Annotated in this window: 24 protein-coding genes; 4 read left to right on the forward strand and 20 right to left on the reverse strand. The window is 59.5% G+C overall.

Features of this window, described 5'->3' with window-relative positions; all coding sequences use genetic code 11:
* The first annotated feature begins 118 nt into the window (after window positions 1-118).
* Window positions 119-1,066 (forward strand): LysR family transcriptional regulator, encoded by a 948-nt coding sequence (locus BM035_RS06220; protein ID WP_092030734.1) that lies wholly within the window; start codon window positions 119-121, stop codon window positions 1,064-1,066.
* On the opposite strand, the gene BM035_RS06225 is transcribed toward BM035_RS06220, so the two are convergent.
* The 11 genes from BM035_RS06225 to BM035_RS06275 all read right to left on the reverse strand — a co-directional run bounded on the left by BM035_RS06225 (window position 1,063) and on the right by BM035_RS06275 (window position 12,494).
* Window positions 1,063-2,001 carry an ornithine cyclodeaminase family protein gene (locus BM035_RS06225; RefSeq protein ID WP_092030736.1) on the reverse strand — a complete coding sequence of 313 codons (939 nt, stop codon included), beginning with the start codon at window positions 1,999-2,001 and terminating at the stop codon, window positions 1,063-1,065. The genes BM035_RS06220 and BM035_RS06225 overlap by 4 nt on opposite strands.
* Window positions 2,002-2,006: 5 nt before the next feature.
* Window positions 2,007-2,927, reverse strand: a complete 921-nt coding sequence (locus tag BM035_RS06230) for a branched-chain amino acid ABC transporter permease (RefSeq protein WP_092030738.1) — start codon at window positions 2,925-2,927, stop codon at window positions 2,007-2,009.
* A gap of 5 nt (window positions 2,928-2,932) precedes the next feature.
* Entirely contained in the window at window positions 2,933-3,823 is an 891-nt protein-coding gene (locus BM035_RS06235; RefSeq protein ID WP_175497352.1) for a branched-chain amino acid ABC transporter permease, read from the reverse strand.
* 45 nt (window positions 3,824-3,868) lie between these two features.
* A complete protein-coding gene (locus tag BM035_RS06240; protein WP_092030741.1) occupies window positions 3,869-5,086 on the reverse strand; it encodes an ABC transporter substrate-binding protein in 1,218 nt (405 codons plus the stop codon).
* Window positions 5,087-5,150: 64 nt separating this feature from the next.
* The gene (locus BM035_RS06245; protein WP_092030742.1) at window positions 5,151-5,870 is read right to left on the reverse strand and encodes an ABC transporter ATP-binding protein; all 720 of its coding nucleotides are present in this window, start codon (window positions 5,868-5,870) and stop codon (window positions 5,151-5,153) included.
* Entirely contained in the window at window positions 5,860-6,648 is a 789-nt protein-coding gene (locus BM035_RS06250; protein ID WP_254775394.1) for an ABC transporter ATP-binding protein, read from the reverse strand. Before BM035_RS06250 ends, BM035_RS06245 begins: the two co-directional genes overlap by 11 nt.
* A gap of 292 nt (window positions 6,649-6,940) precedes the next feature.
* Window positions 6,941-7,432, reverse strand: coding sequence for a tRNA (N6-threonylcarbamoyladenosine(37)-N6)-methyltransferase TrmO (gene tsaA / locus BM035_RS06255; protein ID WP_092030744.1), 492 nt, complete (start codon window positions 7,430-7,432; stop codon window positions 6,941-6,943).
* A 15-nt stretch (window positions 7,433-7,447) separates the two neighbouring features.
* Window positions 7,448-9,955, reverse strand: a complete 2,508-nt coding sequence (locus BM035_RS06260) for an acyl-CoA dehydrogenase (protein WP_092030745.1) — start codon at window positions 9,953-9,955, stop codon at window positions 7,448-7,450.
* A 235-nt stretch (window positions 9,956-10,190) separates the two neighbouring features.
* Window positions 10,191-10,604 (reverse strand): hypothetical protein, encoded by a 414-nt coding sequence (locus tag BM035_RS23170; protein ID WP_175497348.1) that lies wholly within the window; start codon window positions 10,602-10,604, stop codon window positions 10,191-10,193.
* Window positions 10,605-10,672: 68 nt separating this feature from the next.
* Window positions 10,673-11,563: a prenyltransferase gene (locus tag BM035_RS06270; protein WP_092030747.1), complete on the reverse strand. Its 891-nt coding sequence runs from the start codon at window positions 11,561-11,563 to the stop codon at window positions 10,673-10,675.
* 43 nt (window positions 11,564-11,606) lie between these two features.
* Window positions 11,607-12,494, reverse strand: a complete 888-nt coding sequence (locus BM035_RS06275) for an AEC family transporter (RefSeq protein WP_008172703.1) — start codon at window positions 12,492-12,494, stop codon at window positions 11,607-11,609.
* A 211-nt stretch (window positions 12,495-12,705) separates the two neighbouring features.
* Between BM035_RS06275 and BM035_RS06280 the strand changes: the two genes are divergently transcribed.
* Window positions 12,706-13,890, forward strand: a complete 1,185-nt coding sequence (locus BM035_RS06280) for a MalY/PatB family protein (protein ID WP_053113290.1) — start codon at window positions 12,706-12,708, stop codon at window positions 13,888-13,890.
* Window positions 13,891-13,908: 18 nt separating this feature from the next.
* Here the strand turns inward: BM035_RS06280 and BM035_RS06285 are convergent, their stop codons facing one another.
* From BM035_RS06285 to BM035_RS06300, 4 genes are all read right to left on the reverse strand, one after another.
* Entirely contained in the window at window positions 13,909-14,451 is a 543-nt protein-coding gene (locus BM035_RS06285) for a carbohydrate-binding protein (RefSeq protein WP_008172708.1), read from the reverse strand.
* Complete coding sequence (locus BM035_RS06290) at window positions 14,444-15,412, reverse strand: DMT family transporter (RefSeq protein WP_053113289.1); 969 nt, start codon at window positions 15,410-15,412, stop codon at window positions 14,444-14,446. The genes BM035_RS06285 and BM035_RS06290 overlap by 8 nt, the downstream gene beginning before the upstream one ends.
* Window positions 15,413-15,457: 45 nt before the next feature.
* Window positions 15,458-16,855, reverse strand: coding sequence for a succinylglutamate desuccinylase/aspartoacylase family protein (locus BM035_RS06295; protein WP_092030749.1), 1,398 nt, complete (start codon window positions 16,853-16,855; stop codon window positions 15,458-15,460).
* 191 nt (window positions 16,856-17,046) lie between these two features.
* Window positions 17,047-18,684: an MBL fold metallo-hydrolase gene (locus BM035_RS06300; RefSeq protein WP_092030750.1), complete on the reverse strand. Its 1,638-nt coding sequence runs from the start codon at window positions 18,682-18,684 to the stop codon at window positions 17,047-17,049.
* A 292-nt stretch (window positions 18,685-18,976) separates the two neighbouring features.
* Between BM035_RS06300 and BM035_RS06305 the strand changes: the two genes are divergently transcribed.
* Window positions 18,977-19,402, forward strand: coding sequence for a thioesterase family protein (locus tag BM035_RS06305; protein WP_008172718.1), 426 nt, complete (start codon window positions 18,977-18,979; stop codon window positions 19,400-19,402).
* Here BM035_RS06305 and BM035_RS06310 read toward each other — a convergent pair.
* The 5 genes from BM035_RS06310 to BM035_RS06330 form a co-directional block, all read right to left on the reverse strand.
* Window positions 19,388-20,725 carry an MATE family efflux transporter gene (locus BM035_RS06310; RefSeq protein ID WP_254775396.1) on the reverse strand — a complete coding sequence of 446 codons (1,338 nt, stop codon included), beginning with the start codon at window positions 20,723-20,725 and terminating at the stop codon, window positions 19,388-19,390. The genes BM035_RS06305 and BM035_RS06310 overlap by 15 nt on opposite strands.
* Before the next feature lie 228 nt (window positions 20,726-20,953).
* Window positions 20,954-21,451 (reverse strand): thiol peroxidase, encoded by a 498-nt coding sequence (gene tpx / locus BM035_RS06315; protein ID WP_014578719.1) that lies wholly within the window; start codon window positions 21,449-21,451, stop codon window positions 20,954-20,956.
* A 70-nt stretch (window positions 21,452-21,521) separates the two neighbouring features.
* Window positions 21,522-22,742 (reverse strand): Bcr/CflA family multidrug efflux MFS transporter, encoded by a 1,221-nt coding sequence (locus BM035_RS06320; RefSeq protein ID WP_092030752.1) that lies wholly within the window; start codon window positions 22,740-22,742, stop codon window positions 21,522-21,524.
* Between the two features lie 235 nt (window positions 22,743-22,977).
* Window positions 22,978-23,889, reverse strand: a complete 912-nt coding sequence (locus BM035_RS06325) for a LysR family transcriptional regulator (RefSeq protein ID WP_008172727.1) — start codon at window positions 23,887-23,889, stop codon at window positions 22,978-22,980.
* A gap of 33 nt (window positions 23,890-23,922) precedes the next feature.
* Window positions 23,923-25,128, reverse strand: coding sequence for an alpha/beta hydrolase (locus tag BM035_RS06330; RefSeq protein ID WP_254775397.1), 1,206 nt, complete (start codon window positions 25,126-25,128; stop codon window positions 23,923-23,925).
* Between the two features lie 151 nt (window positions 25,129-25,279).
* On the opposite strand from BM035_RS06330, the gene BM035_RS06335 reads away from it, so the two are divergent.
* Complete coding sequence (locus BM035_RS06335; RefSeq protein ID WP_092030755.1) at window positions 25,280-25,951, forward strand: haloacid dehalogenase type II; 672 nt, start codon at window positions 25,280-25,282, stop codon at window positions 25,949-25,951.
* Window positions 25,952-25,965: the final 14 nt, after the last annotated feature.

Genomic DNA, 25,965 nt, shown 5'->3' on the forward strand with positions numbered 1-25,965 from the left:
CCGAGCATTTTCGGAAGCCATTTGCTGCCCGGGCTCCCCTAACTGGCTCAGGAATTCTATTTAGGTTTTAATATCCGATAAAATGATCATTATTCAGCACCCATTAGAAAATTAGATAATGAAACTGCCACCGCTGAAAGCCCTGCCCGTATTCGAAGCCGTTGCCCGTCTCAACAGCTTTTCACTTGCTGCCGATGAGTTGGCGGTGAGCCAGAGCGCCGTGAGTCATCAGATCAAACAGCTGGAAACCTATCTGGGGGAGCGGCTGTTCTGGCGCAGCGGGCGAACGCTGTCGCTGACCGATCAGGGGCGCCAGTATCTGGATGCGGTCAGTTCGGCGTTGTTGCAGATTGAGCGGGCAAGTGAGCAGTTAGTGGGACATGAGGAAGCCCGGCTGCGGTTGTCGGTGTTCAGTTCGTTTGCAGTGCGCTGGCTGGTGCCGCGGCTGCCGGAATTGCAGCGGCTGCATCCCCAGCTGGATCTGGCGCTTGAGATGAGCAGCGCCAATCCTGTGTTGTCCGATCGGGTGGCTGACTGTTTCATTACGGTTGGCAGGGGTTCGTCGGCTTACAGCTATGAGTTGCTGTATGTGGAGCGGTTGTTTCCAGTCTGCAGTCAGGATTATTGGCAAAGAGTCCGTCGGGAACTGGGGCGTGCGGGAACGGATGGGGAAGAGGCTCCGCTGACACCAGAGGATGTGGCGCAGTTTCCGTTGTTGTCGACCCACAGCATTTTCGAGAAACCGGCGGGAGACTGGGAGGTGTGGTATAGGTCGGTAGAGCGGGACATTCCCGTGGGCGCCCGGATCCAGCATTTCAGTCACATGCTGCTGGCTCTGGAGGCAGCCCGGTTCCACCAGGGTATCGCGTTGACCAATGATTACATGCTGAGCACCCGTAAGGATTCGGAGGACTTTGTCCGGCTGCCCTGCCATCCGGTGATGACGGGGGATGAATTCTACTTTGCCTGGAAAACCAGTCGGCGCAAGGAGCGGGGCATTCAGTTGTTGCGGCGCTGGCTGGTGAGCCAGGCCATTGAGGGCGGGCTGCGTGGTGAAGCGGATTAGCCCCTTTCCAGAGCTTCCCAGACTTCGATAGCGGCGGCCAGGTCTTCCAGCGAGGCACCCACGGATTTGAACAGGGTGATCGCGCTATCGCTTGTGCGCCCCGGCTTGGCGCCTCGCAGCAGTTCTGCCAGTTCAGCCCTCAGATCGGTTTGGCGAAACGCGCCTTCGTCGATGGCCTGGAGAATGTCGCCGGCCTCGCCCAGGGCCCCGGCGTAGGTGTCCACGAAGACTTCACTGCGGGCCAGGCACTCACTGTTGGTTTCCCGCATGGAGGGCCGGAATGCGCCGACCAGATCGAGATGGCTGCCAGGCTGCAGCCATTCACCCCGGACCAGCGGTTCCGTCGACAGCGTTGCGCAGCTGATGATGTCAGCTTCCGGTACTGCGGTTTCCAGGTCGGTGACCGCTTTGCAATCAAACCGGTCCCGGAATGTGTCGGCCAGGGCTTTTGCCTTGTCTGGATGTCGGCCCCAGACCCTCACCCTTCGGATGGGGCGAACGGCCGCGTGAGCCTCAATCAGCATCGGTGCGAGTTTTCCGGTGCCTACCACCAGCAGAGATTCTGCGTCGTCCCTTGCCAGCTCTCGGGCCGCCAGGGCTGACGCCGCGGCTGTCCGCCGGCTGGTCAGGGCGCCGCCTTCGATACAGGCGAGTGGGGTGCCATGCTGACCCTCGCACAGGATGTACAGACCCGAGATGGCAGGCAGGCCGGCGTTAGAATTCTGCGGAAACACGTTGACCATTTTCATGCCGATGTAACCGGTCTCTTCCCAGGCCGGCATAAGAAGCATGGTGGCCTCACCATCCGGGCGATGCATAGCATGGTGATGTCTTGGCGGTGCTTCCACGCCCTCACGAAAGGTGCTGGCAAGACGCTCGATCAGTGCCGGCCATTTCAGCGCGCCGGCCACCTCTTGTGCAGAAATAATGCGCATAGACGTTAACCCTGTTTACGACTTGCCAGGCGCTGGATCTCACCGATGATGCCGCGACGGAAGACCATGACGCAGACCACGAAAATGGTGCCGAGAATGACTTGGACCCAGGAGCCGAAAGCTGACAGTTCGTGGCTGAGGGCACCTACGGTAATGGCGCCAAGCACCGGGCCGAAAACCGTGCCCAGGCCGCCGACCAGGGTCATGAGGATAACCTCCCCGGAGGTTTGCCAGTGAGCGTTGGTCAGGGCGGCAAACTGGAAAATGATGGCCTTGGTGGCGCCGGCCAGCCCGGCCAGGGTGGCGGAGATTACGAACGCCAGCAGTTTGAAGTGATCGACATCGTAGCCAAGGGACAGTGCCCGCGATTCGTTTTCCCGGATTGCCTGCAAAACTTCGCCGAATGGTGAATTGATGGTGCGGTAGATGATGCCAAATCCGATGAGGAAGATGGCAAATACGAAGTAGTACATGGCCAGGGAGTTGTTCAGGTCAATCAGGCCGAACAGGTGCCCCCGGGGGATGCCCTGGAGGCCGTTTTCACCGCCTGTGAAGGGCATTTGCAGGGCAAGGAAGTATATGATCTGGGCCAGTGCCAGGGTCACCATGGCGAAGTAAATGCCCTGACGGCGTATGGCCAGAAAGCCAAACACCGTGCCGATTACCAGGGCAAATCCGGCTCCGGCGAGTACGCCAAGCAGTGGGGTGAAACCCCATTCCTTGGTTACGTAGCCCGTAATGTAGGCGGCGCCGCCAAAGAAGGCGGCATGACCAAACGATAACAGGCCGGCGTATCCGAGCAACAGGTTGAAGGCACAGGCAAACAGTGCAAAGCACAGCAGGTCCATGACGAACACCGGATAGGCATACAGAGGTGCGGTCAGGCCTGCCACCAGCATAATGATAAAGAGGATGCGGTTGGTCATGGCGCTTACTTCTCCTTACCAAACAGGCCGGCGGGCCGGAATAGCAGTACCAGCACCATCAGGAAGAAGATTACGGTACTGGCGGCGGGCGGGTAGAACACCTTGGTCAGTCCCTCAACCAGGCCCAGGGCAAGGCCGGAGAGAATGGCCCCCATAATGGAGCCCATGCCGCCGATCACCACGACTGCGAACACCACGATGATCAGATCGGCCCCCATCAGCGGACTCACTGAGTAAATCGGCGCCGCCAGAACACCGGCCAGGCCCGCAAGGCCGGCGCCGAAGGCAAAGGTCAGGGTAATCATCAGCGGAACATTGAGGCCAAACGCCTGGGTCAGATCCGGGTTTTCGACGCCCGCTCGCAGCCGCGAGCCGAGCTTGGTGTGCTCAATGAAGAACCAGGTGGCAAAGCACACAACCAGAGAAAAAACGATGGCAAACAAGCGGTAAGTAGGGAAGTACATAAAGCCGAGATCTACCACACCGCTCAGGCTTTCCGGCTGGCCCGGGTAGGGGGTGCCGGAAACATTGAAATAGTTGGAAAACAGGCCCTGCAGAATCAGCGTGATGCCGAAGGTCAGCAACAGCCCGTAGATATGATCCAGGTCGTACAGTCGCCGGAGCAGGAGGCGCTCAATGGTAACCCCCAGAAGGCCGACGAGCAGTGGCACCAGAATCAGTGACGCCCAGAAGCCAATCTGGACGCTGATACCAAACCATTGCTCCAGAAAGGAATAGCCAATCAATGCGATGAAGGCACCGAGCATATACATGGCGCCGTGGGCAAAGTTGATGATATTCAGCAGTCCGAATATCACCGCGAGCCCGAGGCTCAACATGGCGTAGAACACACCGACATTAAGCCCAAGCAGCGCCTGGGCCAGAATGACCTGCATCGACACGTTGGCTATCTCCCCTTCAATTGGTAGTCAAACGGTGTGTTAGTTCACCAGCGAACATTTTGTGTCCGCCATCGAGATGTAGGCCTGGTCGGCGGGGATTTTTGAGATCACGTTCAGCAAGTCCCACTCACTGTTCGATTCCGACGGCTTTTTCACTTCGACCAGGTACATGTCGTGCAGCATTGAGCCGTTGGGGGCGATTTTGCCACCTTTCACAAACATGTCGTTGAGGGTCATTTCACCCAGCTTGGCGCGGACCGTGTCGGAATCGTCCGTTCCGGTCTCCTTGACGGCTTCCAGGTAGTGGGTCACCGCTGAATAGACGCCCGCATGAACCATCGTTGGCATGGCGCCATGACGCTCATGGAACCGTTCAGACCACGCTCTGGTTTCGTCATTCTGGTTCCAGACGAAGGCGGTGGTAAATTGAAGACCCTGCGCAATGTCCAGACCCATGCTGTGGACATCCGTGATAAACACCAGCATGCCGGCCAGTTTCTGGCCACTCTGAACAATCCTGAACTGGTTAGCCTGTTTGATGGCGTTAACAGTATCCTGACCGGCGTTGGCGAGACCGATAACATCGGCACCGGACGATTGTGCCTGCAGAAGGTAGGAGGAAAAGTCGTTGGTGGAAAGCGGTGCGTTCACATTGCCAACCACCTCGCCACCCAGGCTTTCTACAACGGCGCCTGTGTTGTCTCGCAGGGAATGACCGAAGGCGTAGTCTGCGGTAATAAAGAACCAGCGCTTGCCACCATTTTTGACCATGGCAGTGGCTGTGCCTACCGGCAATGCATGGGTGTCATAGACGTAGTGAATGCCATAGGGTGAGCACTGCTCTTCGGTCAGCGCGGTGGTGCCTGCCCCGGTGTTCATGGTGATAATTTTCTTGTCCTTGGCAAGGCCCTGCACCGAGAGTGCGACCGAAGAGTTATCCAGGGCCGTGATCATGTCCACTTCTTTGGCGTCGATCCATTCACGTGCTGTGCTGGCGCCAATATCCGGTTTGTTCTGGTGATCAGCAGAGATGATCTCAATGGGTTTGCCCATCACCGAGCCACCGAAGTCTTCGATGGCCATTTGGGCGGCTATCACGGCACCGGGGCCCTCCAGGGACTTATAAACCCCCGACATGTCACTGAGTACACCGATCTTGATCTTGTCGTCAGACAGAGCTCCAGCTGCGGCCAGCGGCAATGTGAGTGTCGCTGCAGCCACAGCGCCGACCAGTCCTTGTTTCCAGTGCTTGAACATAGTGGGTATCCTTTTGTTATTAGATTCCGGGTCAGACCGGTGAAACCGGTCCAGGCCCACAGGCTCAGACACTCAGGTGTCTGTTCAACTGCTCTTTTTTGGCCTCTAGATCGGCCGCATCGATCTGCTCAACCACCTGACCATGCTCGATGACGTAGTGTCGATCGGCCAGAGGCGCGGCAAACCGGAAATTCTGTTCCACCAGAATGATCGTGAAGCCCCGCTCCCTCAGTTTGCGAATAACATCATCCAGGGCTCTCAGGATCACCGGGGCAAGCCCCTCTGTAATTTCGTCCAGTAACAGAAGATTGGCTCCGGTGCGCAGGATTCGGGCAATCGCCAGCATCTGCTGTTCACCACCCGAGAGTTTGGAGCCCTGGCTTTTTCGTCGCTCTTTCAGGTTTGGAAACATGGTGTAGATTTCGTCCACCGACAGACCGCCTTTCGCGATGACCGGTGGCAACTCGAGGTTTTCATCGACGTTGAGAGAAGCAAAAATTCCCCGTTCTTCCGGGCAATATCCCAGCTTGCCAATGTGGGCAATCCGATGTGTGGGCATATTGATGATTTCGGTGCCGTGAATCTTGATCGAGCCGGTGCGACGGCCCACCAGGCCGAGAATAGCCTTCAGGGTGGTGGTGCGCCCGGATCCATTGCGGCCCAGCAGTGTAATCACCTCGCCCTCCCGTAGGTTGAGGTTCATTCCGTGAAGAATGTGGGACTCGCCGTACCAGGCGTGCAAGTTCTCGATTCGGAGCAGGTCCTGGCTTTGATCAGGCGGCATCGGTGGTTCCCATGTAGGCTTCCATTACGGCGGGGTTGGTAGAAACGGTATCGTAATCGCCCTCTGCCAGAACCTCTCCCCGGTTCAGTACGGTGATGGTGTCTGCCAGAGTGGCTACTACATTCAGGTTGTGCTCCACCATCACGATGGTCCGACCTTTGACCACTCGCCTGATCAGATCGGTGACCGTACCCACATCCTCTGCACTCATGCCTTGAGTGGGTTCGTCCAACAGCATGAGCCGGGGTTTCAGGGCTATCGTGGTGGCGATTTCCAGGGCCCGCTTCTGGCCGTAGGGCAGTTCCACGGCTTTGGTGTCAGCCGAGCGGCCAAGCTCCACCAGTTCGAGAGTCGACTGAGCTTCTTCGTTCAGTTGATCGAGTACCCGTTTGGAACGCCAGAACTGGTAGGACACGCTCAGGGTCCGTTGCAGAGCAATTCTCACGTTTTCGCGGGCAGAGAGGTGCGGAAAAACCGCCGAGATCTGGAATGAGCGAATCAGGCCTTGCTGGGCGATACCGGCGGGTCTGGAGTGGGTTATATCGTTACCGTCGTAGATAATCTGGCCGGCACTGGGCTTGAGAAATTGGGTCAGCAGGTTGAAAAAGGTGGTTTTGCCGGCACCGTTGGGACCGATCAAGGCATGTATGCTGCCCGTCTCCACTTTTACGTTGACGTTGTTGATTGCTGTGAAGCCCTTAAAATCCTTCTTTAGATTCCGGGTTTCAAGGATTATCGGGGAGGGCGTTGCATGCTGGCCCGCAGCTTGGTCGTTCACGGAAATACACCCCTTTCGGTTCAAGTCGGCGATTGGCTCGCCGTTGGTTCATTATTATTTGTTATTTAAACTTTTTTTCTGAAAGGTTGCAGATACTGCCAACTGAACTGACATTCAGTAATAGTCGGGGTGTGTGGAGTCTGTCAAGAAAAGACCGGAGGGCGAGCGCTTCCCGGAAAGGGGTTTTGCAAATACTGATAACGCAGTTTGGCGGTGGTCAGTACGTCCCGGGCTGCGACCGACACTGTCGACAATGTTCGGGCCTGTACTCGCCAAGCCGCAGAAGTTATTGTCAGGAAAACTGACAGTCGCCGGCCTTCGGCGGCGCCTTCGGGCTGAAGGCGCAGCGGTCTGGTTTGATGTCCAACAGTGGCGTGCCATCCAGACAGTCCAGGCCGCGCACGATCAGGGTTCCCTTTTCGATGCGAACGAGTTTGACCATGGACGTGCCAATCGGATTGGGCCGAACCGGGGAGCGCAGGGCGAAGGTGCCGAAGGTCTGGCCGTCGCTTCTGGGGCTTTGCCGGACCAGATCGCGTCGGCTCTGGTCCAGCCAGTAGAGCACCTCGATGGTGTCGTAGTCTTCGAGCCCCGCCAGCGCTTCGTGCCACACAGGATCCAGAACCAGTTGGCATTCCGGGCCGTCCAGGTCGCCCTGGCGCGGGCAATCCTTGCGATCGCGCCAGGGGGTCCGGATGGTACCGATGAAACGCAACGTGGCGTCAGAAGCCGGTTCGAGTTCGACGGCCTCCTCGTTGGGGCGCAAATCGCCAGGGTCGGTCATAGGTTGATCTGCGCCCTATTTTTCTTCTCTTGGCGGACGTTCGACCACCTTGCGCTTGCCCTTGGCGCACCGTGACAGCGCTTTCAGGCCATCGGCATCGAAGGCATCCACGCGAATCACATCGTAGAGCGCTTCCAGAGCTTCCAGCAGCTTGTCGCACTCCTCTTTTTTCACGATGCCCTGGTCACAGGCCCAGTCCACCAGTTCCTTGCGCTCATGGCCCATCAGCAATGCAATGCCGTCCACTTCGTCCTCATTGCGGTTGCGAATGGCCTCATGCAGCCGGCTGCGCATCTCTGCCGTTTCGTTGGCCAGCTTGTAGGCATTGAGTACCCGTCCCAGCGGATCCTCGGGATCCATGGTGGTGTAGGCACCGCGGCTGATGCGCTGGCGCACGGGGGTGTCCTTGACGATGGAGTCGGCGACCTTCGCGCCCAGCTTGTCATCGGGACCGTTTAGGCCGGTGGCTCCCAGCGGGAACACCAGCAGGCGCAAGGGCCAGCGAAGGGCCGGTACCGGGAAGTTGATGATCGCCTCGCGCATGGAGCCCTGCAGATCTCGCAGGCAGGTCTTCAGACACCATTCCACCACCGGCCGCTGGTCATCCGGGTAACCCTCTTCATGCCATTGCTTGATCACGGCCGTGGCGTAGTAAAGCTGAACCAGGCAGTCGGCCATGCGGCCGGAGAGTCTTTGGCGGGCTTTCAGGCCGCCACCGACCGTGAGCAGGGTGACATCGGTCATCAGGGCGAAAGCCGCCGAGAACCGCGCCAGCTGTCGGTAACAGGGTTTGATATCGCCCTGGCGTGGCACGGATTCGATCCAGCCACGGGTCAGCCCCAGCAGTAATGCTCGCAGGGCATTGCGGGTGGTGTGGGCCAGATGGCGGTAGAAAATGCCGTCGAATTTTTTCGCGGCTTTGTCTTCATCTTCCATGCCCGCGGCTTCGATTTCCTCAACAATGAACGGATGGCAGCGGATAGATCCCTGGCCGAAGATCATCAGGCTGCGGGTGAGGATGTTGGCGCCCTCGACGGTGATGCCGATGGGCACCGCCTGGTAGGCCCGGGCCAGGAAGTTGCGAGGGCCGGTGATGACGCCGCGGCCGGCCACCACGTCCATGGCGTGGTTGATGACTTCCCGCATCAGATCGGTGTTGCGGTATTTCAGCACGGCGGACGGCACCGAGGGCCGCACCCCCCGGTCCAGCATGCCGGAGGTCAGCAGCCGGGCAGCGTCCATCATGTAGGTGTAGCCGGCGATGGGCTCCAGGGCTTCCTGGACCCCTTCAAACTGGCTGATGGATCGGCCGAACTGTTCCCGGGTGTAGGCGTAGGAGCCGGTGGCCAGGCTGGCGACCTTGCCGGCGCCGGTGCCCAGGGCTGGCAAGGAGATGGATCGACCGATGGACAGGCATTCCAGCAGCATGGTCCAACCCTTACCGAGCATATCCTGGCCACCAATCACCTGTTCCATGGGGATAAAGACATCGTTGCCCCAGGTCGGGCCATTCATAAAGACGGTGTTCATGGGCAGGTGACGGGCACCGGAATTGACGCCCTCGGTGTCCTGCGGTACCAGCACGCAGGTTACGCCGATTTCGTCAGACTCACCCAGCAGCTTGTCCGGATCATAGACCTTGATGGCCAGGCCGATCAGTGTCGCCACCGGGGCAAGGGTGATGTAGCGCTTGTTCCAGGTGACTTTCAGACCCAGCACTTCCTTGCCGTTCCACTGGCCTTTGCAGACGATACCTTTATCCGGAATGGCGCCAGCGTCTGAGCCGGCAACGGGGGAGGTGAGGGCAAAACAGGGAATCTCGTCGCCGCCGGCCAGTCTGGGCAGATAGTGCTGTTTCTGCTCATCGGTGCCGTAGTGCATCAGCAGCTCGCCGGGGCCGAGGGAGTTGGGCACCATCACGGTCACGGCGGCCGACACGCTGCGGGTGGAAATCTTCATCACGATTTCGGAATGGGCGGTGTTGGAGAAGCCCAGGCCGCCGTCCTCTTTGGGAATCACCAGCCCGAAAAATCCGTTCTCACGGATGAACTTCCAGACCTTGTCCGGCAGGTCATACTGCTCGTGGGTGATTTTCCAGTCGTCGAGCATGGCGCACAGCTTTTCCACCGGGCCGTCCAGGAAGGCTTGCTCCTCGCTGGTGAGGTGCGCCGGCTTGGCGTCCAGCAACTTGTTCCATTTGGGCTTGCCGGAGAAGAGTTCGCCGTCCCAGTCCACCGAGCCGGATTTCAGGGCTTCGGCTTCGGTATCCGAGAGTTTGGGCAATCGGCTGCGCACCCAGCCAAGCAGGGGGCGGCTGAGCTTGTCCAGGCGCAAGTCACCGGGGATAACAAGGATTAACGCCAGTGCCAGCAGAACACCGCCAAAAAGAATACTGATCAGGTGCCATTCATCCTGGAACAGACCCACAACGGTCGCAATGGACATGATGGCAGCCGCCGTGGTGCCGCCAATACCCAGGTAGATCAGCACCAGGGCACTGATCAGCAGAAGTAGAACACTCATGTGAAGACCTCCGTATCGTGAATGCAATCAGCGAGAAACTGCCCTTTACCATCGGCCAAAGCCTGAGCAGTTGCAAGGGGAGCAGGAGTCGGATGTAAAGATTGATTGCAGTAATGAAAAGCATTGTCAAAAAACCGGAAGTTTCCCTCTTTTGATTGATCCAGACTGCCACTTATAGAGAACACATAGCCTCATTCAATAAAAAGTGTCCGGAGTGTACTCATGTTTGGCCAGCTCACCGTTGCGAAACGCAGCCCTTGGCTTTGGTCTGATTCTCTCCCTGATGATTGCCATCAGTCTTATTGGTAACCAGCGGGTCGGTTTTATCGACAGGACACTGACCGACGTGGGTGATGGCGCCGCCGTGAAGCAGCGCTACGCGATTAACTTCCGGGGCAGTGTTCATGACCGGGCCATAGCCATCCGCGATGCGGTACTGGTCGAGAACGACCGGGATCTGCAACGCCACCTCGCGGATATTGAGCAGTTGAAGGCATTTTACCGGGATTCCGCCGGCCCGATGGATAGGATGTTCCGGGAAGAGGGCGCGAACAGTCGGGAAAAGGAACTGCTGGCAGCGATCAAAGAGATCGAGCGCAGGGCCCTGGCGCTGAATGCCGCGATCGAGGCAGCCCGCGCGGGCACCCATGGCCGGGGCCAGCCGGGATCTGGCCGTGCTTGCCGGTCAGCTGCGTTCGCGGGTCAGTGTGTTCCGGTTCAAAGGCTGAGGCCGCAGATTAATAGCGCCAGGGTCGCCAGCAGCACCGCGACGTTGGTGCCGAGGAGAGAGTTGAGCTGTCCGGGACGGTTGAGCGCGCCGGGCAGCCTGGCACTTATCCAGATCGCTGCCGGCAGCGGGGCGGCCGCAAGTGCCGTCCAGGCCGGCAACCAGCCAATCCAGATCGCCGCGCCCAGAATCCCAAAGCTGCTTAGCAGCAAAAGCCCCACCAGTCGGGCTGCGGCCGGCTGGCCCAGGGTAATGACCAGATGTCGGCGGCCGACTTTCCGGTCTGCCTCGGCATCCGGTATCTGATTGATCAGTAATAGCTCGCTAACCATCAGAAGCCCGATGGCGGAAACTGCGAGCGCCGTGGCATCCAGCCGGGCACCCAGGGCAATCAGACTGCCCAGAATCATCACCGGTCCGAACCCCAGCCCCGGAGCCAGCAGGCAAATCAGCGGCGAACGGGTAATCCAGCGGGTATACGTGAGCACCAGCACCACGCCGGCCGCGCCGAGCACCAGCATTGGCAGGCCCCGGAGCCAGAGAAAATACAACCCGATTGCGACAACCAGTCCCAGTGTGCCAAAGGCGGCCAGCAGGACTTGCCGGGCGGCGGTGGGAACCTCCGGCAAGGCACCACTGCCGCCGGAGAATGGCGTGCGACGGGTAATCAGATCCAGCCCGGAGGCAAAGTCTTCGTACTCATTGAGCAGATTGACGGCGGCATGGGCCAGCAGGGCGCCAATCAGGACGAGCAGGGTATTGAGCAGGGCCGGAGGCTCGCCCTGGTGCCAGGCTACCGCCACGCCAAGGCCGGCACACAGCGGTGCGAGTACCAGGAAATTGGGTCGGGAGGCGCGCACCACCGCAACGGTTTCAGACATCGGGTCCTTCCTCGGCTAACAGAGCGGTTAGTGGGGCAGATGCTCAGACGTAGCCGGCGGCAAACACCAGACCGAGCACAACCGGCATAACCACAAGACTGCCCAGATTGCTCAATAATACCAGCGAGGCGACCTTGTGTGGCTCCTGCCGATACTGTTCCGCCACCATGTAATTGAGTACGGCCGGAGGCAAGGCTGCAAATACCCACAGCGCCGCCACCTGCATCCCGGGAAGATCCAGAACCGCAATCATCGGCCATGCAAGGATCAGACCGCTGGCGGGACAGGCGATGGCGCCCAGCATACCCAGTTTCCAGTCACTGAAATCGATATCAAGCATGCGCACGCCAAGGGCAAAGAGCATCAGCGGTATGCTCACACCACCGAGCATGTTCAGGGTTTCCAGCAGCCATTCTGGCAGGGTCACGCCCCCGAGATTGACCGAGAGCCCGGCAATACTGGCAAATACGATGGGCAGCTTCAGGCGTTTTACGATGGAGGTATGGGGGGCGAGCATGTACAGCCCCACCGAAAAGTGCAGCAGCATTTCCACGATGAATAGCACAATGGCCGCCGGCAGGGCCTCATCGCCAAAGGCCAGTACCAGCAGCGGAAGACCCATATTGCCGGAATTGTTAAACATCATCGGTGGCAGAAAGGTCTTCAGGTTCAGCTTCAGAACCCTGGCCAGCGGATACAGAACAATTCCTGATCCGAGCACAACCACCGTGGCGGCCAGTGCAAGCTGGGCGTAGTTCTGCAGCGGAGCCTGCTGGTCAGCAAGAACAGCGAAGACCAGCATGGGCACAAACAGCTCCATGTTGAGAACGTTCAGTCCCTGGATGTCGGGCGTCCGGTAGCGGCCATAGAGTGCGCCGCAACCGGCGATCAGAAATACCGGCAACATGGTGGACAGAATCTGGCCAATCATTGAACAGGCTCCGGGGAATGTTTGGAAGTTTTTATTGGATAAACCGTTAGGTTCGCAAGTATCGCCCTGCTTGGGCAAGTGTTTATCGACGATGTTCGACCAAAGCCGGATATGAACACGGTGGCGACATCGGCAGCCGACGGTTGCGATGGCCGTTCGGGCCCACCACAATACCGTTTTCCAATGTTGTTATCTGCCCTGGAGAGTCCCTGTGTCCAGCCCGTTTGATCAGCCGGTTTCCCGGGAACACACCTGTTCCGTCAAGTTTGATGCCCGCAAGGCGGTTTTTGGCACCGAGGATGTTATCCCGGTCTGGGTGGCCGATATGGATTTCGCGGCACCGGAGGCTGTCACCCGTGCGTTGAGGGAGCGGGCGGAACATCCGGTTTATGGCTACACCCTGTTTCCGGACAGTCTTTACCAGTCGATGATCGACTGGTTTGCCAGTCGCCATGACTGGGAGATCCGGCGCGAGTGGATACTGATGGCGCCCGGCGTGGTGCCATCGATCAACGCCGCGTGCATGGCCTACGCGGGACCCGGTGAGGGCGTCATCATCCAGCCGCCGGTTTATCCGCCGTTTTTCAGTTCGGTGCGGCACAGTGGCCGGGTGGTGATCGAAAACCCCTTGGTGCCGGAGGATCCGGACACCGGAGACCCGGGCCACTACCGCATGGATCTTGATCACTTGGAGCAGTGCGCAGCCCGCCCCGATGCCCGGATCCTGCTGCTGTGCTCGCCCCATAACCCGGTTGGCCGGGTTTGGTCGGAGGAAGAACTGACGGCGGTGCTGGATATTGCTCGCCGGCACCGGCTGGTGGTGGTCTCCGACGAGATTCATTGTGACCTGACCTTCACGGATAAACCCCGCCACACCATGCTGGCGAAGCTGGCCGGTCCTGAAGATGCACTGGTAACGGCGGTCGCACCGAGCAAGAGTTTCAACATGCCCGGCCTCGGCCTGTCGGCTCTGGTTATTCCCGATGCGGACCGGCGCAAGGCAATGAAGGACGTGTTTGAATCCATGCATCTGCCCCAGTGCAATCCGTTCAGTATTGCCGGGTTTGAGGCCGGCTACCGCCATGGTGCCCCCTGGCTGGACGATCTGATGGCCTATCTGCAGGCCAGCCGGGACTATGTGGTGGAGGCTGTTGGCCAGCGCCTGCCCGCCATTCGCGTGTCCGCTCCGGAGGGCACCTATCTCATGTGGCTGGATTGCCGCGAACTGGGGCTTGACGATGCCGGCCTGAAACGCTTTTTTGTCCGGGAAGCCCGTGTGGGCATGAACCCCGGACTCTCCTTTGGCGACCCGGGCAGTGGCTTTATGCGCCTGAACATCGGCTGCGCCAGATCGGTTCTGGAAGAGGTCATCGGCCGCATTGAAGCGGCTCTCTAGTCAGTTGCCCGTTCCTCGTTACTGTTGGCCTTCCAGGGAACAATGATCCTCCACCAGTTGCCAGCGAGGAGGCTTGTTCATGCCGGGCATGTCACCATTGGTTGCCCGGATAGCCTCCCAGATCTGACCGCCGTGGGTGACCAGGCTGCCAACCGTGTAGCTTCTGGAAAATAGCCACGGGTCCGGTCTTACGCACATGCCGGAAGACGTCTCGCCCCGTTTGCTCTTGCCGACGGATTGGCCGGCCTCGGTGCCTTTCTGGCCGTCTCCGGTCCGGGTTTGGTCAACCGGTTGCTTACGGCCCTCGCAGTCCGGCACAGAATCCAGTTCTTTCCAGTCGAACGTAATGCCGGGCTCCAGGCCCTCGTGCAGTTCGCGGGACTCATACCAACTGCCTTTGTGAAAGACCGCTGCACCGGCTGGATAATAGCGGGTAGGCACCCACTTTGACTCTTCGGGATCACAGGGTTCCGCTGCAGCCGGCGCCGACAGGCCAGCGGCCAACAGGACCAGAACCAGGCAAAAGAAGCGGTGAGAGTTTCCTGGCACAGGTTTAATCATGGGGGTCTCCTTTTGCTGAGCGTTCCGGGGTTGGGTAGTGGGTGTGTTTCCGGGTCTGCGTGGCCAGCACCAGCCCGGCCAGGATCAGTGCCCCGCCGATAACATGAAACAGCCCGAGGGATTCGGCCAGGAAAATGCCGGCCAGAACCGTGGCAAACACAGGGGTCAGGTACATAAAGATGGCCGCCCTGGCCGGACCAATTTTATGCACACCGTGGTTCCAGAATCCATAGGCCAGGATCCCCGGGAAGATGGCGAAGTACAGCAACGGCATGGCGGTGCTTTGCGACAGCTCAAAGCCACCAGAGAAGAACAGCAGATCCGTCAGATAGAAGGGCAGGACGACCAGTGTGCCGAGGAGAATCTGGGTGGTCAGAAACGTTAGTGCAGGCAGTGGTACGGCCTGCCGTCTCAGTAGCACCGAGAACAGGCCCCAGCTGAACACCGCCGCCACCATGATCAGATCCCCCGGCTGGGCCTGAAGGCTGGTGAGCACCGAGAGATCACCGCGGGCAATCACGGTAACGATGCCGGTGATGGCCAGTGCGATCCCGAAGGCCTGGACCGGACGGGTGCGGTCGCCTAGGAGAATCCAGGCCAGCAGTGCCACAAAAATGGGGATGGTGGCGTTGATCAGGGCAATGTTGGTCGCGGTGGTTGTGGTCGCCGCCAGGTACAGCAGGGTATTGAACGCCCCCACGCTGAAGGTCGCCAGGGCCAGCATGGAACCGAACCGCTGGCGGATAACGTCGCGGTGGCGCCAGATACCCGGCAGGCCGAAAGGCAGCAGGATGGCCAGGGCGATTACCCAGCGCCAGAACGACATGGAGAGCGGCGGAATGTTCTCTACCGTGCCCCGGGCGACAACGGCGTTGCCGGCCCAGAACAGAGGTGTAAGAACCAGCCCGATGTAGGCCAGGCCGGGAATTCGTGACAAGACTCCGGCGTTCTCGGAAGACACAAAGGCTCCTGTGGGGTTGGTGAGGCCCGAAAAAAGCCTAGCATACTACTCTCCGGGAACTTCTGCCTCCGTACCAATGTGGTAGGCGGCAAAACCGGCCATCACTACCTGGTCCACGGCCATACCGATAACCCGGCCATCGGTGGTGGACCGGATGGGGTGCTGGGCATTGGTGATCGGATCGGACACGTAACCGAGAATCTCCCCTTCCGATACGCTGGCCCCCAACTCAATTTCGCTGAACAGAATCCCGCCGTGGTCCGCGCGGATCCAGTCGGAATCGTAGTAGACAGGCTCCGGATCGCCCCACACGAACATCCGGGAGATCATGCCCTGACGCTCCATCAGGCTGGTTAGGCTGTTCACGCCGGCACCGATCTGGTGCTGCTGTATACGGTGGGATTCGCCGGCTTCCAGGGTGACGGTGCGAATACCGGCTTCCACAGCAGCGGTGCGCAACATGCCCGCAGAACCGGAGCTGTGAACCACCGCCATGCGGTCAAAGCCCCGGGTGAATTCCGCCACGTCCGGGTTGTTCATGTCGGCGCGAAGCTGCGGCAGGTTGGTGCGCTTCAGTGAGCCGGTGTGGATGTCCACCAGCATGTCGCACTTGCGAATCACGTTCTCGAACAGTGAATGGGCAATCCGGTCGGCCAGGCTGCCATCGGGGCTGCCCGGGAAATGCCGGTTGAGGTCCCGGCGATCGGGCAGGTAACGACTGCCCTGCTGGAATCCCGGCAGGTTCACAATCGGCACACCCACGACCGTGCCCGACAGCTTCTCCGGGTTCAGGTCATACATGGTCTGGCGGATGATCTCGATGCCATTCAACTCATCCCCGTGAACTGCCCCGGTGAGGCACAGCGTCGGGCCGGCGTTGATGCCGTTGACCACCAGAACCGGGGTTGTCTGGGACAGCCCGGCAATCTGAATGCCGGGGGTCCAGGCCAGGCGGGTAGACGTGCCGGGCAGGACATCATTGTCCAGCAGCGTGAAGACCTCGCCTTCGCGAATCTCGGGCTCCGGCTCCGGCTCCGGCTCGGGTTCGGCCACCGCTTCGGTTGCCATGACCTCGGATTCTGCGGCATCTGCATCGGTATCTCCGGGCGCTGAAACCTGTGCCTCCGGTGGCGGCGCAACCTGCTTGAGATCGATGTTCGGGGCTACCTTGCGGGAACCGGCCGAGGGCGTATCGATACCGGCTCCGCCCTGTGGGACTGCCGGCTGACGGGCTGTATTGTTCTTCCCTTTGGTCTGCAGAGGGGCCGAATGCTCAACGTCCTCGACGCTCTCGTCCTCGGCCAGTTCCGCGATCAGCACTTCGGATTTTTTGCTGGCCTTTGCCGAATCGGTTTCGGCCAGAACAGGTGCCGACAGCCAGGGTATGACCAGGCCAATCAGCAGGATCCGGGGGGACGGTTTTTGAAGCCGCTCAAACAGCATATTTCCTCACGGTTCGTCAGTGTGCGCTCAAGGATAGAGTGCCTCTGGCGGTCATGAATACTGCTGTGACAAAGGTTTAATGCCACTTTCATGAAATCCGGGCAAGTTATAACGAAAACAGTTATACGCCGGAAAAGTGATTAAAAATATGGGTGTTTTGCGAAATCCCGTGTGCTTTCGTTACTCCCGCGTTAGCTGTCGTGTACGACATGCCACAGATCGTCCTCCCGGAACGCCCTGTGCTCCGCCTCCAGCTTCAGTAAATGCGCCAGGGCTGACCGTGCCGCAAGGCCGTGGATGGCGGCCGGAACATCGTCATAGGCTTTTGCGGTAAGAGCTTTCAGGTCTACAGGAGCCAGGGCTTCCAGCGCGCGGGCCACCTTGTGCTCACGGGACAGACGGTGGGTGATCAGGAAATCGATCACCGCTTCGGGATGCCCCATCAGAAAGCCGTGTGCTGGCGCAATGTAGCGAATGGATTCGGCCAGCAACTCGTAGAGCGACTCGATGTAGGCCTTCATGTCGCCGTCCGGCGGATTAATGACCACCGTTGAGCCCTGCATGATGTGGTCACCGGAAAACAGCAGCTTCTGGTCGACCAGCAGAAAACACAGATGGTTCGAGGCATGACCCGGGGTATGAAGCACCTTCAGGAGCCCGGCTTCGGTCACAATCAGATCACCGTGCTCCGGTTCATCATCGGCCCGGAAGGTCTGGTCCTGGCCGGCACCCGGGGGCGCCGGCCAACCGAACACCCGGCAACCGGTGCGCTCTTTCAGGGCGGCAACGGCCGGCGAATGGTCCTGGTGCGTGTGGGTTACCAGAACCTGGTCAATGACGCCACCGGTCACCTCCAGAATTCGCTCGATATGGGACTCGTTGGCGGGGCCGGGGTCGATCACCGTGAAGCGTTCATGGCCCAGAATGTAAGTGTTGGTCCCTGGCCCGGTCATCATCCCCGGGTTGGGCGCCGTCAGCCGGGTGACACGGGCCGCGACCTCAACCGCCTCTCCGGGATTAATCTCCGCCCGGGTCGAGCCTTCACCTTCCGGATCCAGCTTCGCGGCCTCATCATAGGCCGGCGCTCCCGGCTCCAGCGTCACCGGCTTACCCTTTTTGACCGCCGGCCAGGGCTGGTTGGGGTAGGGCTCGGGCGGGTTGGCGTGGGCATAGCGCATCAGCGCATCGGTGGTCTCGAACCCGTTCAGCACCCGCAACGTCCGAATCGTTGGCAACCCCAGCAACCGCTGGCCGTTCCGATGATCCTCAAGGGCCTGTTCCGGGCGGATCCAGACATGATCGATGGTTTCGATACCGTCGTGCCCGGCCAATTGACCTTCCGGAGCGGGCGTCACGAAAAACCGTGTATCGAAACGCCTCGGCGGCCCCGGCGGCGTAATCCAGTGGCCGAGATAGGCAAGCCTGTCCAGCGGAAGCGCCAAGCCGTGCTTTTTGCACAGACTGGCCAGAGACAGATCGCCGTCGAACACCGACCTCCGATCCGCATGGGCCGGATGATCCCCGGATATCGGGTTGCCCTGTTTATCCACCGCAACCAGAACCCCGGACTCCTCAAAACACTCCCGAACCGCCGCCAACATATAGTCCGCGCCGCCTTCATCGACACTCATGGTCTGACTGATCTCGGCGTCTCCGGGCCCGATAATATGGTCCTGCCCGTGAGTCTCGTTTTCCTCGACTCGCCCGCCAGGGAATACAAAATAGCCGGGCATAAACACGGCGTCCCAGGTGCGTTGCAGCAGCAGGACTTCAAGGCCTTCGGCTGTATCTCGAACCAGAACCAAGGTGGCAGCAGGGCGAATATCCATAAAACTCCATCTTCAAATATTTATTGTCAGTGCGCGGGAGTGATACGAACGATGGCAGGGAAGGGCTTTCCAAAACTGTCTGTCGCCAGGGATGGCGACAGTCAAGCGTCACATGGACGTGCCGCAAGGAGCGTGTTTTGGAAAGCCCTTCCCTGCCGTCGCTCCACCAAAACCATCGGCGCGGAGGTCTCATAGCAAGATAACCGATTTGGGACTGGGCGTCTTGAGATGAACACTAAAGTCGAACAGCGTATGATTTGCCCCAAGATACCCAGTGAAAACAGGAACCCCCGTGGCCCGAATCAAACTCTCCTTCCCGGACGACGTCTTCTGCTTCGAAACCAGAATGCCCGTCAGAATCACCGACATCAACGGCGCCAACCACCTCGGCAACGACGCCCTGATCTCGATGCTCTCCGAAGCCCGGGCCCAGTTCCTGGTCAGTTACGGTATCCAGGAAGCGAGCAAAGACGGCACCGGCATTATCGTTACCGACCTGGCCACCATGTACCAGTCGGAATCCTTCTTCCCGGAAATGCTGCGTTTTGAAGTGGGTCTGATGGACTTCAACAAGTATGGCGGGGATTTCGTGTTCCGGGTCACCAAGGCCGAGAGCGGCCAGCCGGTGGCACTGGCCAAATACGGATTCGTCTTCTTCAACTACCACCGCAAGGAAGTGGTGCCGGTACCCGAGAGCTTTCGTTCACGCTTTGCCTGAGGCGAGCTCCGCCTTCAAACGCGTCATGCCGGCCCGGTAGAAGCTGTAAGCCATGGCGCCGGCGAACAGATTGCCCACCAGCGCACCACTCATAAGGCCATAGACCCCGTTGATCTGGCTACCGATCCAGAGCAGGGGCAGGAAGCACAGGAACAGGCGCAGGGTGGACACCAGCAGGGCCCGCATCGCCAGTCCGAGGGCATTGCACACCGACACCATCAGCATGCACACGCCCAGACCGCTGTAGCTCAGCGGCACCCGCACCAGATAACCGGCGAGAACCTTCTGAACATCACTGTCGCTGGAGAACAGTTCCGACACCAACCCGGAAGCCACCACCCAGGTCAGGCCGATGGCCAGCTGCCAGACCACCACAAACCGGACCGCAAGGCGCACCAGTTTACGGATCTGCTCGATATCCCCGGCACCCAATAACCGGCCAATCATCGGCGGCATCGACATGGTCAGGGCCAGCACCACCACAATTGAGAAAAACTCCAGACGGGTGCCCAGGCCCCAGGCTGCAACGGCGGCGGAGCCGAAGCCGGCGACAAGAGCCGTCGCCAGCATGGCCGAGACAGCCGGCATCAATTGGCTCACCATGGCCGGGGCCATGATGCCGTTGAGCTGTTTCAGGGCTTTCCAGAGGGCAAGCTCCTGAAGATCGAAACGCACCCATTGGCGTTTCAGCAGTTTCGGGTAGATCACCAGGCAGCCGATACCGAAAGAGGTAACGGTGGCCCAGGCGGCGCCGGGCAGTCCCCAGCCGAAAACAAAGATGTAGAGTGGGTCCAGGGCGATGTTGGTCAGACTCGTGGCCACCATCATATATCCCGGCAATTTGGTGTCACCGTGGGAGCGACACACGCTGTAGCCGAAGTACAGGAACGCCCCGGTCCAGGCGGCCATCAGCCAGGGAACCCAGTACTGCCGGATCAGCGGCAGAAGTGAGTCTTCCGCGCCAAGGGCGGTCATGATGGGCCCCTGCAGAAACCAAAGCGCCACGCAGATGACAAAAACGAGGCTGCCGCCAACGGTAATGATCAGGCCGCCCAGCCGGAAGGCGCGCAGTTCATCGCCGGCACCCAGGGTGCGGGAAACGATAGCTGTGGTCGCAATGCCCAGACCCACCTGAAGGCCGATGATCAACTGCTGCATCGGCAGTGTGAAGCCCAGTGCCGCCAGCGGATCCCGGCCCAGCTGACCCACGAAGGCACTGTCGGCCAGCTGGAAGGTCATCAGGGACAACACGCCGAACAGCATGGGCCAGGTCATGCTGTAGAGCTGGCGGGCCAGGGATGGGTTTTGGGTGGTGGTCTGCACGGGGTGTTGTGGGCCTTCGGTTAGGATTCGGGCTTTGGGCGGGGATTCTAACAGGTTCTGGTTTTGGAGCATGCAGTCGGCTGGGGGCGGGCTTCTGAAACACGCTGTGAATACATCCCTGTACGCTCGGCTCCGCCATCCATGGCTCCGCACGGTTTCAGAAGCCCGCCCCCATCCAACTGCCCCGAAAACCGGTGATATGTCCGGCGCTCAGGGCGATAAGAAGCGTTACAGCACCTTCAGCGCCGCATCGTAATCCGGCTCATCCTTGATCTCATCAACCAGCTGGCTGTGGATGACCTTGTCGTTCTCATCCAGTACGACCACCGCCCTGGCGCAGAGACCGGCGAGGGGGCCATCCTGAATGGCGACGCCGTAGTCCTGCTGGAAGCTGTAGTTCCGGAAGGTCGAGAGGGTTTCGACGTTTTTCAGACCTTCGGCGCCGCAGAAGCGAGCGGCTGCGAAGGGCAGGTCGGCAGAGACTACGAGGACCACGGTGTTGTCCAGGCTGCCGGCCTTTTCGTTGAACTTCCGGGTAGACGCGGCGCAGACGCCGGTGTCGATGCTCGGGATGATGTTCAGGATCTTGCGCTTGCCGGACCAGTTGTCGAGTTTGACTTCTTCCAGCCCGCTGTTGGTCAGGGTAAAGGGAGGCGCGTTGTCGCCTGTTTCGGGAAATTTACCGCTTAATTCAATGGGGTTGCCGTCCAGGTTAACGCTGCTCATGGTATTTGCTCCTTGGTGTCTGGTTTAGAGTCTTACGTACTCTGTGTAGACCACTTTGGATGATTTTGCCTTAATTGCCAGTGGCACTTTGTGGTTCGAAACCTTTCGCAGGATAACGCTGAACCAGCAGCAGATAACAGCCCATGGCAATGGCGGCGCATGCTGCAATGATAGAGGCCATGACCAGGGAGGTGCCGTCGTGCAGATGGCCGACGAGCATGCCAGCGATGGCGGCGACGGCCATCTGGGTGAAGCCGAACAGGGCAGAGGCGGAGCCGGCCATGGTGGGGAAGTTCGCCAGGGCGCCGGCCATGGTCTGGGGCAGGACCATCCCGGTGCCGATCATGAACAGGGCCTGAGGCAAAATGACTGCCCAGACGTTGAACACTTCACTCAGTGCCAGCACGGCCATAAGGCTGCCGCCAGCCACAGCAATGATCAGGCCGCGTACAAGGATCTGGTCCGGCACCAGGCGACGGCCGAGACGGACGGCGGTCAGGTTGCCAACAATGTAGCCGGCCACCATGCAGGCAAAGTACAGACCGAACTGCTCGGTCGGCACCCCCAGGAAATCGATAAGCACGAACGAAGAGCCCGACAGGAAGGCAAACAGACCGGAGAAAATCAGTGCGTTGGTCAGGGTGTAGCCCAGGAAGCTGATGTCTTTCGCAATCGTGCGGTAGTTCCGCAGCAGGCTGCCCATTTTCAGGGACTGGCGATGCTCCGGACGCATGGGCTCGGGAATACCAAAGGCAACCACCACGGCCATCACCAGGGCGTAGCCACCCAGAGCCAGGAATACCGAAGCCCAACCCAGACTGGCCGTCAACAGGCCACCGATGGTCGGCGCGACCGCAGGCGCCAGAGCCATGATACTGGCCAGGATAGCCAGGATTTTGGCGGCTTCGCGGGGCGTATAGATATCCCGAATGGCCGCCCGACCCAGAACCGGGCCGGCAGAACCGCCAAGGGCCTGCAGGAAACGGCACAGAATCAGCGTTTCGATGTTCGTCGCCAGGGCACAGCCGATGCTGGCAATGGCGAAAAGCACAAAACCACCGATCATGATCGGTTTGCGACCAAAACGGTCCGCCAACGGACCGCAAACCAGCTGAGCAATGGCAAAGCCCACCAGATACAGGCTCAGTGTCAGCTGAACCTGATCGGTGCCGGTGCCAAAGTCTGAACCTATCTGGGGAAGTGCCGGCAAATACATATCTGTTGCCAGCGGCCCAAGGGCCACAGCGGCAGCAAGCAGAACGGTTGTCCAGACACTCGTCAAAGTCAGCATGTGTTTCCCGATGCGTTATCTCAAAATTCCGACAGGGCGGGTTGGGTAAGGCTTTCCAAAACTGTGCGGAGCCATGGATGGCGGAGCCCAAGCGTCACAGGGACGTGCCGTAAGGAGCGTGTTTTGGAAAGCCTTACCCAACCCGGCCTATAAGGGAGTGAAGGCAGTCTAGGTCAGAGGAGTTCAGAAGATAACGCCAGCAAAGCTCATACAACCTATGAGCAAAACTAATTGATTAACTTTTAAGACCGTTGAGGGTAGCGGCAACGGCATTCACCTGGTTGCGCAGCCACTTGTGGGCGGGATCGTTCTGATTGCGGCGGTGCCACAGCATTAGCAGGGTAAAGGGTTTGAAATCAAAAGGTAGCGGAACCCAGGCGAAGTCCCGGAGTAAGTGTTTGCTCATGCCCTCCGGGGCCGTAGCAAGCATATCTGTTCCGCGGAGGAACTCCGGTAGGCCGGAGAAGTTGGAGACCGTCACCACATTGCGACGAACCAGACCACGGGTGTCCATGGCGGTTTCCACAGTCGGTTTTTCGCCGGTGGCGAACAACAGGGCAATGTGGTCTGCCTTAAGGTATTCCGGCAGATCCGCTGGCGGTTTCCGGTGTTCAGGATCATAGAACACCACCATGCGATCGGCCATCAGGCCCCGCTGCATAATGTCCGTCGCCTCCGGCGCGTGGGGAGAAATCACCAGATCACAGACATCCTTCCGCAAAAGGTCTGCCCGAGGAATGCCAGATGGAATCACCTGAAGGCTGATGCCCGGAGCTTCCTGCCGCAACGTTCGCACCAGGCCCGGCAAAAGCAGGTCCCGCTGGTAGTCATTGGCAGCAATCGTGAAGGTGAACTCTGCCGTGGCGGGACTGAACGGCGGGCCCGAGGACAGCGACTGCAGGTCATCCAAAATCTGGCGGATATGGGGCCCGGCCTGAAGTGCGTAGCGGGTTGGCACAATGCCGCGCCCGGACTTCACGAACAGGGGGTCGCCCAGGGCCTGGCGCAGACGTTCCAGCGTGTGACTCACCGCAGACTGGGTAACGCCCAGCCTGACTGCCGCGCGGGACACGCTGCCTTCATCAAGCACCGCCAGAAAGGTGCTGAGGGCCCGGAAATCCAGGTTGAATGTATCAATCGGGTTCATGAATGGCAGTGTAACCCGATGCCTGCGGTGGCGCTACGGCGCCTCGCCTGATTCGTTTGCCTGAATGAATGTTCCAACAGCCTCTGCCAGATCGTCGAACCAGGGGTTGTAAGTCAGCCGGCTGGTATACACCGGACGCTCCGTGTCGTGCCAGGCACTGAACCAGAGATCTTCCTCCGGCAACTGCCGGCAACCCTCCAGAGAGATGTTATTCGGTTCCAGGCATCGCTGCAGTGGCGCGCCCAGGCCATAGAGTTCGTTGTTCGGAGCAATCAGCAGCGACTGGTGCGAGAACTCCAGGATATTGGCGTCAGGCAAATAGCTGTTGAGAAACCTGATGCGCTCATCAGCCTGCGCGTTGGGCCAGGGTGTGCGGGTATCCCGAAAGATCACCATGGCGTTCCCTGGATTGGTAAACCGTTCCCGGAACTGCGTGATGAGATAGTCGAGGTTTATCACCGAGTCGGCCTCCGTGGCAGCCAGGAACAAAGGCATATCGCTGCTTTCTTGCTGCACTATCCGGCCCTGGGCCGCCGATATAACGTCGCCGATCTGACTGCCGGCGTTGAAGGAAAACGACTCGTACTTCACCGGATTAAGTTCGGGCTCCTTCTCTACAAAATCAGCAAACACGTCGGCGATGGGCGCCAGCCAGAGGTAGTCCCGCAAACCGTTAAGCTGCCAGGCCGGTGCAACCGCAATCAGACCCGCCGGTCGAGGACCGGTCTCTGAAAGCGCGTAATCTGTGGCCAGTGCCCCGCCCAGAGAAAAACCGCCAATAAACGCCCGATCCACCTCCTGCGACAGGGCAATAAAGTGATTGCGTACCTGTTCGCGCCAGACCTCGGCGCTGGCCGTCACCATATCGCCGGGCCGGGTGCCATGTCCCTGCAGCAACAGCGTCCGGACTTCAACGCACTGATCCGCCAGGTAACGGGCCAGATCCCGGAACACAAAGGGTGAATCGCTCAGGCCGTGAACCAATAGGATCCCGGTACGATCCCCGGAGCTGCAACCCGCCGCCGGTGCCAGCCGGTACGGCAGGTTCCACAGTACCTGCTGCTCCCGCTCAAACCCGTCCACCGGCACCAGATTGGTATCGACATAGGCTTTGACAGATTCGAGGTAGCGGTCGAAGTCGGTCACCGGTTCGGCGCCCAGGGTTGATGGCCCGGGACTGTAGAGTTGAGTGCTGGTGGCGCAGGCGGCAGTGGTGGCCAGCGCGAGTAAAACGAGCAAAGTCCTGAGGATAGTCATAGCCGGCGAGTGGGTTTCGCTCCTTTGGTCATTACTGTCGTCATCGCTGACTGTGTTGAGTGATCGTTCAAATCTCGATACTGTGACTCCAGTATACGACCCCGAACCCCCTTCCGGATGAGGAGCCCCACCGATGACCATGACCCTCGCTTTCGACGTCTACGGAACCCTGGTTGACCCCATGGGCATGTCCCGCCTGCTGGCGGAAGACGCGGGCGACAGGGCAGAAGCCGTGGCCGCGCTGTGGCGGGAGAAGCAATTGGAGTTCTCGTTTCGCAAGGGCCTGATGAAAGTCTACGAAGACTTCGGTGTCTGCACCCGCCAAGCCCTGCGCTACGCCATGGCCACTCACAAACTGACCCTGTCCGAAGAGCGCGAAAACGCCCTGATGGCAGCCTACCTGTCTTTGCCCGCGTTCGAGGACGCGTTGCCGGCGTTAAAGAGTCTCAGAGGCGAGTACCCGCTGTTCGCATTCTCCAATGGTGGTTATCCAGCACTGGAGAAAGTGCTCGGGCACAACGACTTGCTCGACCAATTTGAAGGCCTGGTATCGGTAGACGATATCAAGAGTTTCAAACCTGATCCTGCCGTTTACACCTATGCCCGGCGCGCAACCGGTTCCTGGGAAAAACCCCTGTGTCTTGTGTCCAGTAACGCCTGGGATGTGATTGGTGCACGAGCTGCAGGATTACTCGCAATCTGGGTACAGAGGGATCCGAACAAGGTATTTGAAGACTGGGGGATTCAACCCTCAGCAGTGATCAACAGCCTTTCAGAACTGCAGGAAACACTGAAAAACCTCTGAAGTAAGAGGAGGCA

The sequence above is a fragment of the Marinobacter sp. DSM 26671 genome (assembly GCF_900112835.1).
GTDB classification, from domain to species: Bacteria; Pseudomonadota; Gammaproteobacteria; order Pseudomonadales; family Oleiphilaceae; genus Marinobacter; species Marinobacter flavimaris.

What these genes read in the sequence shown, in the direction of transcription:
- BM035_RS06240 (WP_092030741.1), bottom strand. Translation starts at nt 5,086, where the DNA reads ATGTTCAAGCACTGGAAACAAGGACTGGTCGGCGCTGTGGCTGCAGCG.
- BM035_RS06235 (WP_175497352.1), bottom strand. Translation starts at nt 3,823, where the DNA reads ATGCAGGTCATTCTGGCCCAGGCGCTGCTTGGGCTTAATGTCGGTGTG.
- BM035_RS06260 (WP_092030745.1), bottom strand. Translation starts at nt 9,955, where the DNA reads ATGAGTGTTCTACTTCTGCTGATCAGTGCCCTGGTGCTGATCTACCTG.
- BM035_RS06325 (WP_008172727.1), bottom strand. Translation starts at nt 23,889, where the DNA reads ATGAACCCGATTGATACATTCAACCTGGATTTCCGGGCCCTCAGCACC.
- tsaA (WP_092030744.1), bottom strand. Translation starts at nt 7,432, where the DNA reads ATGACCGACCCTGGCGATTTGCGCCCCAACGAGGAGGCCGTCGAACTC.
- BM035_RS06245 (WP_092030742.1), bottom strand. Translation starts at nt 5,870, where the DNA reads ATGCCGCCTGATCAAAGCCAGGACCTGCTCCGAATCGAGAACTTGCAC.
- BM035_RS06335 (WP_092030755.1), top strand. Translation starts at nt 25,280, where the DNA reads ATGACCATGACCCTCGCTTTCGACGTCTACGGAACCCTGGTTGACCCC.
- BM035_RS06230 (WP_092030738.1), bottom strand. Translation starts at nt 2,927, where the DNA reads ATGACCAACCGCATCCTCTTTATCATTATGCTGGTGGCAGGCCTGACC.
- BM035_RS06320 (WP_092030752.1), bottom strand. Translation starts at nt 22,742, where the DNA reads ATGCTGACTTTGACGAGTGTCTGGACAACCGTTCTGCTTGCTGCCGCT.
- BM035_RS23170 (WP_175497348.1), bottom strand. Translation starts at nt 10,604, where the DNA reads ATGGGTGCCCGCGCGGGCTGCCTCGATCGCGGCATTCAGCGCCAGGGC.
- BM035_RS06225 (WP_092030736.1), bottom strand. Translation starts at nt 2,001, where the DNA reads ATGCGCATTATTTCTGCACAAGAGGTGGCCGGCGCGCTGAAATGGCCG.
- BM035_RS06285 (WP_008172708.1), bottom strand. Translation starts at nt 14,451, where the DNA reads ATGATTAAACCTGTGCCAGGAAACTCTCACCGCTTCTTTTGCCTGGTT.
- BM035_RS06270 (WP_092030747.1), bottom strand. Translation starts at nt 11,563, where the DNA reads ATGTCTGAAACCGTTGCGGTGGTGCGCGCCTCCCGACCCAATTTCCTG.
- BM035_RS06295 (WP_092030749.1), bottom strand. Translation starts at nt 16,855, where the DNA reads ATGCTGTTTGAGCGGCTTCAAAAACCGTCCCCCCGGATCCTGCTGATT.
- BM035_RS06300 (WP_092030750.1), bottom strand. Translation starts at nt 18,684, where the DNA reads ATGGATATTCGCCCTGCTGCCACCTTGGTTCTGGTTCGAGATACAGCC.
- BM035_RS06220 (WP_092030734.1), top strand. Translation starts at nt 119, where the DNA reads ATGAAACTGCCACCGCTGAAAGCCCTGCCCGTATTCGAAGCCGTTGCC.
- BM035_RS06275 (WP_008172703.1), bottom strand. Translation starts at nt 12,494, where the DNA reads ATGATTGGCCAGATTCTGTCCACCATGTTGCCGGTATTTCTGATCGCC.
- tpx (WP_014578719.1), bottom strand. Translation starts at nt 21,451, where the DNA reads ATGAGCAGCGTTAACCTGGACGGCAACCCCATTGAATTAAGCGGTAAA.